A 13,564-nucleotide genomic window follows, 5' to 3' on the forward strand; every position below is an offset into this window, starting at 1 on the left:
CAGATGAATTATATTTTATTAACAGAGGCTAAATAAATGTGGTTAGTTAAGCTCGCGCTTCGTCAACGTTATACGGTTGGCGTATTGGTTATATTATTGTTGCTTTTTGGCATTAGGTCTTTACAAAAAACATCTACTGACATTTTACCTTCAATTGATATTCCCTATGTCAACGTATTGTGGCAATACCCAGGTCTTAGTGCCTCTGAAATGGCGTCAAAAATTTCATCATTTAGTGAAATTGCCATCATGAATAATGTTGACGATGTAAGGCGTGTTCAATCTGAAAATGGTAATGGCTACTCGCTCATCCAAGTCAGTTTTCACCCCAGAGCAAAGTTAGCTGTGGCACTATCGCAAATTACCAGTGTCTCGCAAACCATACTAAAGCGGCTACCAAACGGAATGACTCCACCGTTAATAGTAAATTATACGACGTCAAGCGTACCTATACTTCAACTCGCCGTTTCTTCTCAAACAATGACTCAGTCACAGCTGTATGATTACGCTCGACTAACACTAAGACGACAATTGCAGTCAATACCGGGCTTACGATTGAGCCTACCTTTTGGTGGTGCCCCTAGACAACTAATGATAGATATCGATCCCGATAGATTACAGGTGCATGGACTAACAGCAAAAGAAGTAGCTATGGCTATTTCGCAACAAAACATTACGTTACCTGCTGGTATTTTACGTGAAGGAAAAGTGGCATTTACCGTTTCAACTAATGGCAGTCCGGAAGGTGTAGCTGAGTTTAAAGCTATCCCCATTAAAAATAGCGAACATGGTCTAATTCAACTTCAAGATGTTGCAACGGTTCGTGATGGTGGCGCGGTTGCAACGAGTTTAGCTCGTGTAGATGGGCAAGCAGGCGTTATTGTTTCTATTTTAAAACTAGGAAACTCTTCTACCGTTGATATTATTAATGAAATCAACCGTCGTTTACCAAACATAAAAAACGGTGCACCTAAAGGCTTAACCTTAACGCCTATATTTAACCAATCTAAATTTGTTGTGGCTTCTAGAAATGCAGTGTTAATTGAAGCGGTAATAGTCGCTCTATTAGTTGCTCTCGTCGTTTTAATTTTTATTGGCAGTGTTCGCAGCACAGCCATTGTGCTTACTTCTATTCCTTTAGCCCTTTTGGCTTCTCTTACAGGGTTAACGCTTTTTGGCCACACATTAAACCTCATGACACTAGGAGGGCTAGGGTTAGCAATCGGTATATTAGTTGATAATGCCTTGGTTGAAATTGAGAATATTAACCGTAACTTAGACTGCGGCAAATCGATTCGACAAGCCGTAATAGATAGTGCCAAGCAGGTGGTATTTCCTGAGCTTGTTTCAACGATGAGCATATGTATCGTTTTAATGCCTATATTCTTGTTAAGTGGTACAAGCGCATACATTTTTGAGCCTTTAGCCTTAGCGGTTCTGCTCGCTATGATTGCATCATTTATACTCTCAAGAACATTGGTGCCCATACTCGCATTTTTATTACTGAAGAATGAACGTGAAAATGTTAATCGAAATTCGTTAGTGCATAAAGTCCACATTAACGTTGAAAACAAATTAGACCGTATTATTGCGGTGCATCTATTAAACTTAAAGCGACTATTGAGATGCCGCATCTTAGTACTCACTGGAGTGAGTATCGTGGCAAGTATCATATTTGCCTCTACGTTTATGATGCTAGGAAAAGACTACTTTCCTAAATCTGACGCGGGCGGAATTCGATTACACCTTAGAGTTGAAAATGGTGTGCGACTAGATGAAGCTGCAAAACAGTTCGCGAATGTTCATCAATTAATTAGAACGATAATCCCTGCAAACGAAATTCAGGCCATTGTTGAGAATATTGGGCCACCAGATGCTATAAACCGAACTTGGATTAGCTCTATGATTAGCACGTCTTCTGAAGGCGAGATATTAGTACAGTTAACCCCTGATCATGCACCAACTGACCTTTATATTCGAAAAATCAGATCTCAGTTAGCGTTACAATTCCCTGACTACCAAGTGCTCTTTCGTCCTGCTGATATTATTTCCCAAACTCTTAATGGCACGGCTAGTTCTGCCATTGAAGTAAAGATTACGGGCCGAGACATAAAAGGAAATTTACAGGCCGCAACAAAACTAATGAGCCAGTTAAAAAATGTTGAAGGTGTTGCTGATATTATCATTGATCAAGTTACGGCCTGGCCTGATATCAATCTCAATATTGATAGAATACTTGCAAAAAAACTAGGTGTGAATATGACTGACATCAGTCAAACCTTATTAGTGAGTTTAAGCTCTAGTGCAAATTTATTCCCCAACACATGGGCAAATAATGGCATCAGTTATATTGTTGCGGCTCAAGTTCCGCCCTATCGTTTAGACTCGTTAAACACCTTGTTAAATACACCAGTTAAGGCCACTAATTCAGCTCAGGGAACCGTATTATTAAAAAGTCTAGTGAGTGTAGAAAAACGCGCTCGACCAGCGTTAATTAAACGTCAAATGTTAGCCCCCACCATCAGTATATTGATCAACATTGATCAACGTGATTTGGGTTCGGTTTATACCGACATCGCAAACAACGTTGCGTCGACAAAGGCTACTCTTAAAGCTGGAAATAAAATCACCATTGAAGGACAAGCACAAGACATGCTACTAGCCTACAGTGACTTAGCTAAGGGTATGGCGATGGCTGCAATTTTAGTATTTCTCCTGATGGTAATAAATTTCCAATCTTGGGCCTTGCCACTTGTGGCTTTAAGCGCAATGCCTATGGCCATTACTGGCTCTCTGCTTGCTCTATTCCTGTCAAATACGCCGTTAAGTGTCTCCGCATTTATGGGCATGATTATGGTAATGGGAGTAACCACGGCAAATAGTGTTTTAGTTGTCAGCTTTGCCAGAGCTGAAATGCTTGCGGGAAAACTAGCAAAAAACTCAGCATTATCTGCGATAAAGACCAGGTTTAGACCCGTAATTATGACAGCTATAGCTATGTTGGTTGGCATGATCCCCATGGCATTAGCATTGGGAGAAGGAGCAGAGCAAAACGCTCCTCTTGCAAGAGCTGTTATTGGAGGCTTAATTTTTGGCACACCAGCAACTTTGACATTAGTACCACTAATACTGAGCTTTCGAACTAAGCCAATGTTTCAAGATCTCGAGGAAAACTAAAATGACAGAATGTAAAATAAAAAGTAGTACTCAAGCTAAAATCCAATGTACTGCATTGCATAAAGTTCAGCATAACATTGTACTTATTGGCTTACTTTTATTAACGCCAACATTGACTGTGCAAGCAGAAACGAATTCCCAATCAAGTTATCAAACCGCTAAGCTAACAAAAGTTTTAGATCAAAAAACGGTGAGTTTGCCAACTGTTTCTCAGGCTAAACAAACGACAAAGTTATATTCTAGAGCCAGTGGTTATATCAAAGAACAATATGTAGAAATTGGTAGTGCTGTCAGTAAAGGCGATGTACTTGCAGTAATTGACGCTCCTGAGATTAAACTGCAAGAGCAACAAATACTGGCTGACATTGAGTTTGGCAAAGCCGAGCATGAATTAAATCGATTAACGTTGAAACGAGCCAAGCAGTTAATAAAAGATAACTTAATTAGCAAAGCTGAATTAGATAGGCTGACCATTCAAACAGAAAAATCAAAGGCTAAAATATCGAGTTTGTTCGCACAAAAAGAACAAAACCAATTTCAACAATCATTACTCATTATAACGGCACCAATTGCTGGATACATTACCGATAAAAATATTGAGATAGGCGACATGATCAATGGAGGTAGCAACCCATTAAATAACTATCTTTATAAACTACAAAATATCAACGATTTGAAGTTGATTACATACGTACCACAAAACGAAGTTAGTAAAATATCAATTGGGGATACTATCAATGCCACGTTTACAGGGTATGAGGAGATATTTGTATCTGCGACCATTACTCGCATGGCGCACGCTATAAATGTGGCAACTGGAACAATGAAAGTTGAAGCGGAGTTTGATAATAGTAAACATAATCTACCAACCGGTCTTAACGGGAGTATCAACTTTACAATCAAAAACACTAAACTTGAGCGGCCAAGATGGAATGCGCCTTTAGCAGCACTTACCTATTATCAAGGAGGACCTGCGATTGCGACCGTTAGCGAGAATAATATTCTATTTCAAAAAATCGAGATAGTTTCACAATCAACCGACAGCTTTATATTTGTCAGTCCAAATCCAATTTACAAAACAGTTATACTGAACCCTAATGCTTTATTGAATCATATAAGTCATTAGGGTTCAGTTTTTGACGGAAAGTCTACTTGTTTTTTTGAAACTCAGATACAAATGAACAAAATGCCAAGTATAACTTTCTTCCTATGTTATTTAACTAATAGCGCATTAAGATGAGATACACATTTATTACTTTGTCAGCTTTTATTTCATTTATACAGCAACCTAACTGTTTCATGCGAGCCTGGTTCTCGTCACTTTTCTACATTGGTGTGTCCTTACAGAAAAGTATTTAATGGCTACTTTGAAAGTTAGGAGAGTTCTGATCATGAAATTCAACTTTAATTAATAAATTTTCGGGTAACTTTTTTGGCAAATTAACGGAGAAATAATCACCACCTCTACGCATACTTCGATGGCCTACAGGCACTATAGTGTGCAGCAGTAATTTCCCTTCATTGGAAAATGCACTAACGTCAATGTGGCCATTACGAGCAGCAAAACGTTTGGATTTCTTAAAATAGCCACTTACTTTAATTGCTCCACCTGATTTGAAGGCAGTAACACTTTCAATCTTCCATGTTTGAGAGTTTTGATTGAGAATTTCGGTATTTATTGGAATACCTGCACAGCCGTATAACATAGCTACAATAGTCATTAATATTGGTAAGTTACACTTCATGGTTGTACTTTCCCATTTGGTTAAATTTATAATACGTTCAAATGTTTATTAATTATAAGTGTTTTGGTTCATTAGCTTTATTGAAAGGAGGGAATGTTGCCCCCTTCCATTTTCTATATTAGAATTTAGCTTCAGAGTTAACCTTTAATACATCACCAGACATGGTCATCAGGAAATAAATTGTTTTATTTTCTGACACATTGTTCGCACTAACAACATAGCGGTTAGCTTCTGTTGCATGAAGTTTGAAATTTTCTGTAGTCAAATTCTTCCAATTATCACCTAATTTTCCAACTTTAAAGCCCAAGTCTTTGAAAGTAAGTTGTTTAGTGGTTTTTGTTGCAATTTCTATCGCTGCATTGGGGCTTATTTTTCCATGGTCAGAATGTGCAAATGCTGAGCTTGTGCTAAGCATTAATGTAATAAATAGGGCTGTAATTAGTTTTTTCATTTTGTAACTCCAATTGTTTAATTCAAATTTAAAGTGTATTGATAGTGATTATTTAAGGCCATGCTGCGCATATTCGCCTTTTACAATAAGCTGTACAGTAATCGGTGAATCAGTAGTATTTTTCCAGTACCACCCCTGAGAGCCAGAAAATGGCGCTGTAAAGCTACCTTTCATCTCACTCAAAGTTGCTATGGCATAGCTTTCAAAATAGCCTGTTTTGTCGCCTTCAGGTTCTCCGTGTAGGTCAAAATACAATGCAGAACCATCGGTTATCCATTCGTACTCAAGCTTTTGATATTGCGCCATGATAAATTTGTACTCAACACCACGACCGGCAGGAACAAGCACTTCTATTGTTTCTGAATCTCCTTTTGATTTTTTTGATGCTTCTGGTGTTAAGAGTTGATCGGCACTTGCATCCTTCCCTTGATGAAAAATAGTTAAGCCTAGTTCATGCCCAATTCCGGTAGGGTCTATATCATATTCAGCAGGCAATATAATGATTAACAGTGTAAATGCTGCGAATACTATGCTGAAAATCGTATATTTGAGCAGCGCAGATTTTGTTAATACCATCGTTTGTGGCGTTGCTTGTTGCATTTTTTCTTGCCCTTTATCTTGCATAGTCTTATCTCTTAAAATAGGTAAAATTTGAATCGTAAAATTTAATCAATTAGTTAATGAAATAGCCCGTAAGTTGTAAACCGACCAACATAAACCCAGCGCTCATTAACAAGCAGTTCGTATTTTTCGCAAAGCGAGTAAAGCTGCTATGCGTACGCCAAAAATTAATAATTAATAATATAAAAGCCAAGGCGGTAAATTGCCCTAATTCAACCCCAACATTAAAGGCGATTAAGTTGGTAATTAAACCGTCATCGGGAATTTGAAACTCTTGCAGCTTAGTTGCCAATCCGAAACCATGAAAAAGGCCGAAAATTAATACCGCTAATTTAGCATTAGGTGATTTGCCAAAAAGCCGATTAAATCCTCCTAAGTTATCAAAGCCTTTATAGACAACAGACAGACCGATAATGGCATCAATTAAGTAAGCGTTAACTTGAATATCGCTGATCACACCGAACAACAAGGTTATGCTATGGCCTAGCGTAAACATGCTGACATACAGCAAAACATCTCTGCTTCTATATAAAAAGAACAACACACCGACAAGGAATAATAAATGGTCGTACCCTGTCACCATGTGCTTAGCACCGATGTATAAAAATGGAATTATCTGCACACCCGTATTTTGTTGTAAAAATGCACGTGTACTATCGTCTACACCATGAGCAAATGCTTCTATTGGTAGCCATAGCGCCATAAGAGCGATAAGGCTTAATAAGCCATATCGCTGATAATTATTAAACATTCACTGTTTCCTTTGTGTCAGCGGTTGAAGAAGTTGTCCCTTTAGGAAAGGTTTCTTTGTGGCTGTGTAATAAACGGTATAAAGCAGGTAGTACAAATAGGGTTAATAAAGTAGATGAAATTACTCCACCAATGACAACTGTTGCTAACGGACGTTGCACTTCAGAGCCAATGCCAGTATTAAGTGCCATAGGTACAAAACCTAGTGAGGCAACAAGTGCAGTAGTTAGCACAGGTCTAAATCTTGTCAAAGCCCCTTCAATAATGGCGATATCTAGTGCAGCACCTTCACGTCGCAGTTCTCTGATAAATGACACCATAACTAATCCATTTAATATGGCGATGCCAGATAGGGCAATAAAGCCAACAGCTGCTGATATTGAAAACGGAATATCGCGCAGTAACAAGGCAAAAATACCACCGGTTAATGCCAAGGGAACACCTGTAAATATAATCATCGAATCTTTAAAAGAGCCGAGTGCTAAGAATAATAAACCGATGATCATCACGAGAGTAATGGGCACTACAACGGATAGTCTTTTTGATGCAGATTGCAGTTTCTGATAGGTGCCACCATATTCAATCCAGTAACCCGCAGGTACTTCAACAGAGCTTTCAATAGCGGCCTGAATATCTTGAACAAAAGAGCCTAAGTCTCTTCCTCTGACGTTAGCAGTAACAACCACTCTACGTTTGCCATTTTCTCTATTGACTTGATTTGCTCCCTCAACCAATTCAAGTTCAGCTACTTCTTGCAAGGGCACATACTTACCTTCACTTAGTGCTATTGGTAAATAAGCTAGAGCGTCAACATCTGTTCTTAGATCTTCAGGAAGACGAACAACAATATCGGATCTCCTATCACCTTGATAAAACTTACCTGCAATGGTGCCACCTAAGGCAGTTGCCAGCTGATCTTGTAAGTCTTTTATACTAATGCCATATTTTGCCAGTTGTTCATGGTTCGGGTTAATGGTCATCATAGGAAGGCCTGTTGTTCGTTCAACTTGAACATCAGCTATTCCCTCTACGTTAGCAATAGCGGCATTGATACTGTTGCCTAATGTCGTTAATGTTTCAAACTCATCACCAAAAACCTTGATGGCAAGCTCAGCCCTAACACCGGCAAGTAACTCATTAAAGCGCATTTGAATAGGTTGAAGAAACTCATAGCGATTACCTGGGATAGGCTCTACTACTGCTGCTAGCTCTTCGACAAATTGCGATTTAGGCTTGTTAGGATCAGGCCATTCGCTACGTGGTTTCAAAATAATAAAATTATCAGCAACGCTCGGTGGAACGGCATCGGTTGCAACATCTGCGGTACCAATTTTGGCAAACACACGCTCAACTTCTGGCATCTGATTGATTTTTTCTTCCAAGACTTTTTGAAGTTCAACTGCTTGTGATAATGAAGTACCAGGTATGCGTAATGCGTGCATAGCTATATCACCTTCATCCAAGTTTGGCACGAATTCACTGCCCAATTTGTTGACTGAAAAGCCAGCGACTCCAACAAGACCAATTGCAGCTATAACAACAAACCAACGAACCTTAAGCGCAAAAGTCAACGAAGGTCGATAAAGTGCAAGTGAGGATTTAATAATGATGTTTTCTTTTTCTTTTACTGGACCTTTGAATAAAATAGCAATAGCCGCAGGTACAAAAGTTACTGATAAAAACATAGCGCAACATAAAGCGATAACAACGGTTATTGCCATAGGATGGAACATTTTCCCTTCAACCCCTGTTAGTGCAAAGATCGGCAAATAAACCGCTGTAATGATAAATACACCAAATAATGCCGGTCGAATAACTTCCTTAGTGGCATCAAATACGAGTGATAAACGTTCATTTAATTCCATAGAACGTCCATTTGAAGAGGCTGCACTAAGCCTTCTCATACAGTTCTCAACAATAATAATGGCACCGTCTACTAATAGGCCAAAGTCTAAGGCTCCTAAGCTCATTAAGTTGGCGCTAACTTTAGTTTGTACCATACCTGTAATCGTCATTAGCATGGCAAAAGGGATCACGGCAGCTGTGAGTAAAGCGGCTCTCATATTCCCTAATAATAAAAATAGCACGACAATAACTAATAATGCGCCTTCTAAAAGGTTCATTTTTACCGTATCTAAGGTTTTCTCGACCAATTTAGTACGATCATAAACGGCGGTAACGGTTATCCCTGTCGGTAAACTTTCTTTCACTTCTTCCAATCTTAAGCCGACAGCTTTAGCAACTCTTTGGCTATTTTCCCCAATGAGCATAAAGACAGTACTCATCACCACTTCTCTACCATTTTGAGTGGCAGCACCTGTTCTTAATTCTTTCCCTTCCCCAACATTAGCAACATCCGAAATACGGACCACGCTACCATTGGTAGATTTAACAGGTATGTTAGCTAAGTCTTTTAAGCTTTTGGCTTGTCCTGGAATACGTAATAGCCATTGAGCACCATTTTTTTCAATAAACCCTGCACCCTTATTGTCATTATTGTTTTCTATTGCTTGAATAACATCTTGCTGACTAACACCAAAAGTCAGCAACTTTTTAGGGTCGAATGCAACGAGGATTTCACGTTTAAAACCGCCAATAGGGTTAACTTCAACTACCCCTTGAACCTGCATTAACTGAGGACGAATAATCCAGTCATGTACAGTCCTTAAGTCCGTCGCAGTAATAAGTTCACCTTCATCATTACGTGCGCCTGGCTCGGCATCAACAGTGAACATAAATATTTCACCTAATCCGGTCGCTATTGGACCAAGTTCAGGCTCTAAACCAAAAGGTAAATCAGATTTCGCTGAAAGCAGTCGTTCATTAACAAGTTGCCTTGCAAAATAAACATCGGTTTCATCACTAAATATGGCGGTAACTTGCGATAAACCGTAGCGAGAAACAGAACGTGTGCTTACTAAATTAGGTATGCCAGCTAACGCAGTCTCTAAAGGGTAAGTTACCCGTTGTTCTACTTCAAGCGGAGTATAACCAGGTGATTCTGTGTTGATCATTACCTGTACGTTAGTTATATCAGGAACGGCATCAATTGGTAATTTAGTGAAATTCCAAATACCTAGTGCTGCAAGCGCTAGTACGACTAACATAATGATAGAACTTTTACGGATAGAAAATCTAAGTAAATATTCGAGCATAATTAAACCTTAATAATCCTTAATGATCGTGTGAGGCGCCAGATTTTTCAATATCGGCTTTGAGGATATAACTATTCTCTGTGACATATTCAGTGCCAATGGAGATACCACTTAGCACTTCTATTTCATCGCCAACTACTCGGCCTAGTTCGAGCATTCTTACTTCATATTCGTTACCCACTTTGGCATATACGACTGTAAAGTCTCGAAAGCTTTGCAACGCTTTACGTTCAACTGCCATAGCAACATCGTATGAGTCAATTTCAATGTCGGCACTAACAAATAAACCTTCTGATAACACAGAGTCTGGATTGTTAACTAACACACGAAATAGTTTCGCCTGATCATCTCTTACTTTTAGAATTCGACTATCAATGGTGCTGACTTTTTTTGCTTCAACACCATTTATCGTCAACGTGGTTCTGGCACCAAGGCGTATAGTTGATAAGTTTTTTGGAAAAACAGCTAGCTCAGCAATTAATGTTTTATCGTTGGTGATTTGTAGTAATGAACGACCTTTTGATTGCTCTCCAGAAGTCACATTAACCTTCGTTACTATGCCATTTTGGGCAGAAAGTACCTTGTAAGATTGCAGACTTTCATTACTTTCTACAGTAAAGAGTAGTTGCCCCTTTGTGACAGAATCTCCCAGTTTTACATGTACTTTTTCAACAAGCCCATCAAAGCGAGCATACACGTTGCTAGTTGCATCAGCGGGCAAGATTAACCTGCCATAGACTTCAACAGTTTCGTGAAATGTGGATGGTGCTACAAAGTCAGTGACAATTTCCATTGCCAGGGCAATATCGTCCGCAATTTTGGTACGACCTTCAAAATTGTCATATTGCCAATCATAGGTTTGCCCCTGATATTTAGCGTAAAGTGAAACCAGAAATGAGTGAGGTTCATAAATAACCATGTCGCCACGAAGGTATTCTCCTTCCTGATAAAAGTTTATGTCATCTATGCCATCGCCCAACCGACTTAATTTTACATTGAGCTCTACTTTTGATGGATCTATAGCTTTACCATCCATTGTTGCCCACACGCGAAATTCTGGTGGAACACCTGTTTCAAAAATAGCTAACTCTATAGCAAAATCACCTTTTCTCAGCATTCGACCACGATTAGGGCCTTTCTCTGGTTCAGATTCTTCTACTTTTTTCTCTGAAACGGCAAAGCTAGAGAAACTCGCACTTAAGCCAACAAAGCATAGCGTGCCTATTAGCGTTAATATTTTAAATGTTGATCTCATGGGTTATTTCTCGTTACTTGTTTTGTTAAAAGGGGCATTAGAGGCTTTATTGATGGCAACTAGGGAAGTACCCGTTAACCGCTCTATTTCAATATTGTTTAAATGCGCATTTTGATAAGCGCCTATCAAATCTGCTTGAGCATTTATTAATGCTTGTTGCGTATTCATCCACTCGGTATAGCTATACATACCCGCGTTGTATGCTTGCTCGGCTTCATTAAATGCTTGTTCTAACAATGGAATGACTTTCTCAGTTACTGCGTGAATAACATGCTGGCTGTGTTTCATTTGCTCGATCAGCACATATAACTGTGTATTGAGCTTATGAACGAGGGCTAGTGACTCTGCTTCTAGTTCATTTTGAGTGGCATGTAATGCCCTTATTTTCCCTTCATTTTGATTCGTATCACCAAAGGGGATCGAAACCCCAGCTACTAAGCCGAAATCATCAGTTGTTTGATAACGACGTAAACCAGTTGAAAATTGCCATAAGGGTTTAGTCTCAATACGTGAAAGCTCAATTTCAGACTGAGCAATTCGTTTTTTGGTGGCGAAAAGGCTAACAGAAGGCGTCTGTTTAAGTTTATTAACTAAAGAATTAAAATCAGAACCAGTCGCTAACGATAAGTTTGGTAAAGATAATAATGACCCGATCACCTTACTCTTTTTATGCTGTTCACTAAGATTTACTGTTTGAACTTGTCCACCCCATTGAGCAAACAGTTGATATTTACTTGCGTCAACTTCGTGAGTTAAATCTTCAACGTCCAATTCACGCTTAGCAACTTCAGCTTGAGCTTTTAATTTATCTATTCGGGATGATTTTCCCACTTTCACGCGTTGTTCTATGGATTTTAATGAATTATTCGCTTGTTTTAGGCTGAATTTTGCTAACATCAATCGTTCTTTATCAACGAGAACTTGTATAAAGTATCGTGCCGTTTGTGCCGCTAAATCCAAGGCTTTTACTTCACGCTCTAAGGCAACAGTTGAGCCATACTGTTTAGCCGTTGCCATTTTACGTTTCACTAACTCCCCATCTAATAACCAAGATATCGACAAGGTTGACTGAGCATTTTTAAAGCCACTATGTTCACCAGTACCTAAGGCATCTTCAATTGTAAAGCCGATTTGTGGTCTAGACTGAACTCCCGCTTGTTGAGCATAACCTGAGTAAACCTCTGCTTTAAGTGCAAATGATTTAAGTTCAGGATGCATACTGATGGTTCGTGAAATAGCAGATTCTAAATCAATGGTTTGCAAAGGACTTTGTTGAGCAAAAATAGCAGTTGGCACTAGTGATATGAATATCAGCATGATGCTCTTATGTTTGAGGTTAACACTTGCAAAAAACCGATTGCCAATCGGCTTTTTGCAAGTGCGTATTTTAAAGTAGCGTTTCATTGTTAATACCTTAGCGTAAGACTTTAGATGAGTGTTTTAATGCGTAAATAGGGTTTCAATAACGTGATGTAAGCTATCTACAGATGTTGTTGAAATCAAAACTAAAAAGAGTATGGCTATCAAAACACCTCCCTTGGGAAATGTTTTGAACTGTTTGTCATTGAGTAAATGTAGTACTCGTTGTTCAATAGCGTGTCGGCAAAAATGAACAAATAACTCACTGTTATATTGTGGGTGAATTGAATAGTTAGCTGCCAATTTCGTAAATTTTATCAGGGTACTAGCGACATTGTTTGACTGTTGTTGGTTTTTGACAAACAAAGAATCAGCGTCTTGTTCCATAGATAGAGACATCATGGATAGTAATAAATGCTTAATATTAGATGCAAAATAAGCTGAGAAAAATGAAAAAAGCCATTTTTTCATTGGATCATAATGGTGTACATGAGCTAGCTCATGCTGAAGGATGATTTCTATATCATCAGCGCCTAGTTGCTCAATAAGACCCGTTGAAATAAAGCACGAAGGATTGAGCATCCCTCCTGTGAATGCTGTTGGTAGAGGTGACTCAATGATAAATACTTGTTTACGCTTCTCTGTCCCAAATCTACGCAAAAGACTGATCTGCTGATGGTTGTGATAAAGCACAATTATTTTTTTTGTAAAAATATATAGACTGAAACCAACGAAAATGAGCAAACTAATACTATGCCAACTCAGGAAATAGAAAATATCTGAATGATGCCAATGCGCTATGTCAGTCAGCCAATTAGATGTCGAATCATCTTGAAATAATGGACTAAAAACAAGTGTGACACATACAGCAATAAACCAAGGAGTGAGCACAGATAACCATAATAATGATTTACGTGTAGTGACAGCATAATCAGCTAATCTTCCCTTTAGAGACCAAAATACTGCTGAAACAAATATGTTAGCTACTATAAAGGCTAATACCCCTACAGCAAGTAAATTAAATGCTAATGCCCATTGGTCATAAATCATT

Annotated in this window: 10 protein-coding genes; 2 read left to right on the forward strand and 8 right to left on the reverse strand. The window is 38.7% G+C overall.

Translation table 11 applies throughout. The features are described 5' to 3' along the window. The first annotated feature begins 36 nt into the window (after positions 1-36). Positions 37-3,177, forward strand: coding sequence for an efflux RND transporter permease subunit (locus B5D82_RS17790; protein ID WP_081153499.1), 3,141 nt, complete (start codon positions 37-39; stop codon positions 3,175-3,177). A 1-nt stretch (position 3,178) separates the two neighbouring features. After that, entirely contained in the window at positions 3,179-4,303 is a 1,125-nt protein-coding gene (locus B5D82_RS17795; protein ID WP_081153503.1) for an efflux RND transporter periplasmic adaptor subunit, read from the forward strand. A gap of 229 nt (positions 4,304-4,532) precedes the next feature. Here B5D82_RS17795 and B5D82_RS17800 read toward each other — a convergent pair whose 3' ends face one another. From B5D82_RS17800 to B5D82_RS17835, 8 genes are all read right to left on the reverse strand, one after another. Beyond that, on the reverse strand, positions 4,533-4,922 hold the full coding sequence (locus B5D82_RS17800; RefSeq protein WP_081153509.1) for a hypothetical protein: 390 nt from the start codon (positions 4,920-4,922) through the stop codon (positions 4,533-4,535). 118 nt (positions 4,923-5,040) lie between these two features. After that, positions 5,041-5,373, reverse strand: a complete 333-nt coding sequence (locus B5D82_RS17805; protein WP_081153512.1) for a DUF6488 family protein — start codon at positions 5,371-5,373, stop codon at positions 5,041-5,043. A gap of 48 nt (positions 5,374-5,421) precedes the next feature. After that, positions 5,422-5,997 carry a hypothetical protein gene (locus B5D82_RS17810; RefSeq protein WP_245807511.1) on the reverse strand — a complete coding sequence of 192 codons (576 nt, stop codon included), beginning with the start codon at positions 5,995-5,997 and terminating at the stop codon, positions 5,422-5,424. Between the two features lie 49 nt (positions 5,998-6,046). Next, a complete protein-coding gene (locus tag B5D82_RS17815; RefSeq protein ID WP_081153518.1) occupies positions 6,047-6,745 on the reverse strand; it encodes a HupE/UreJ family protein in 699 nt (232 codons plus the stop codon). Continuing rightward, positions 6,738-9,899, reverse strand: coding sequence for an efflux RND transporter permease subunit (locus B5D82_RS17820; protein WP_081153521.1), 3,162 nt, complete (start codon positions 9,897-9,899; stop codon positions 6,738-6,740). Before B5D82_RS17820 ends, B5D82_RS17815 begins: the two co-directional genes overlap by 8 nt. A gap of 19 nt (positions 9,900-9,918) precedes the next feature. Further along, the gene (locus B5D82_RS17825; protein WP_081153527.1) at positions 9,919-11,154 is read right to left on the reverse strand and encodes an efflux RND transporter periplasmic adaptor subunit; all 1,236 of its coding nucleotides are present in this window, start codon (positions 11,152-11,154) and stop codon (positions 9,919-9,921) included. 3 nt (positions 11,155-11,157) lie between these two features. After that, the gene (locus B5D82_RS17830) at positions 11,158-12,471 is read right to left on the reverse strand and encodes a TolC family protein (protein WP_081154600.1); all 1,314 of its coding nucleotides are present in this window, start codon (positions 12,469-12,471) and stop codon (positions 11,158-11,160) included. A gap of 123 nt (positions 12,472-12,594) precedes the next feature. Next, entirely contained in the window at positions 12,595-13,563 is a 969-nt protein-coding gene (locus B5D82_RS17835) for a M56 family metallopeptidase (protein ID WP_081153530.1), read from the reverse strand. Position 13,564 lies beyond the last annotated feature (1 nt).

This window comes from Cognaticolwellia beringensis, assembly GCF_002076895.1.
Taxonomy (GTDB): Bacteria; Pseudomonadota; Gammaproteobacteria; order Enterobacterales; family Alteromonadaceae; genus Cognaticolwellia; species Cognaticolwellia beringensis.

Coding starts and splice junctions, on each gene's coding strand:
- B5D82_RS17815 (WP_081153518.1), bottom strand. CDS start 6,745: ATGTTTAATAATTATCAGCGATATGGCTTATTAAGCCTTATCGCTCTT.
- B5D82_RS17835 (WP_081153530.1), bottom strand. CDS start 13,563: ATGATTTATGACCAATGGGCATTAGCATTTAATTTACTTGCTGTAGGG.
- B5D82_RS17820 (WP_081153521.1), bottom strand. CDS start 9,899: ATGCTCGAATATTTACTTAGATTTTCTATCCGTAAAAGTTCTATCATT.
- B5D82_RS17795 (WP_081153503.1), top strand. CDS start 3,179: ATGACAGAATGTAAAATAAAAAGTAGTACTCAAGCTAAAATCCAATGT.
- B5D82_RS17830 (WP_081154600.1), bottom strand. CDS start 12,471: ATGCTGATATTCATATCACTAGTGCCAACTGCTATTTTTGCTCAACAA.
- B5D82_RS17790 (WP_081153499.1), top strand. CDS start 37: ATGTGGTTAGTTAAGCTCGCGCTTCGTCAACGTTATACGGTTGGCGTA.
- B5D82_RS17825 (WP_081153527.1), bottom strand. CDS start 11,154: ATGAGATCAACATTTAAAATATTAACGCTAATAGGCACGCTATGCTTT.
- B5D82_RS17805 (WP_081153512.1), bottom strand. CDS start 5,373: ATGAAAAAACTAATTACAGCCCTATTTATTACATTAATGCTTAGCACA.
- B5D82_RS17810 (WP_245807511.1), bottom strand. CDS start 5,997: ATGCAAGATAAAGGGCAAGAAAAAATGCAACAAGCAACGCCACAAACG.
- B5D82_RS17800 (WP_081153509.1), bottom strand. CDS start 4,922: ATGAAGTGTAACTTACCAATATTAATGACTATTGTAGCTATGTTATAC.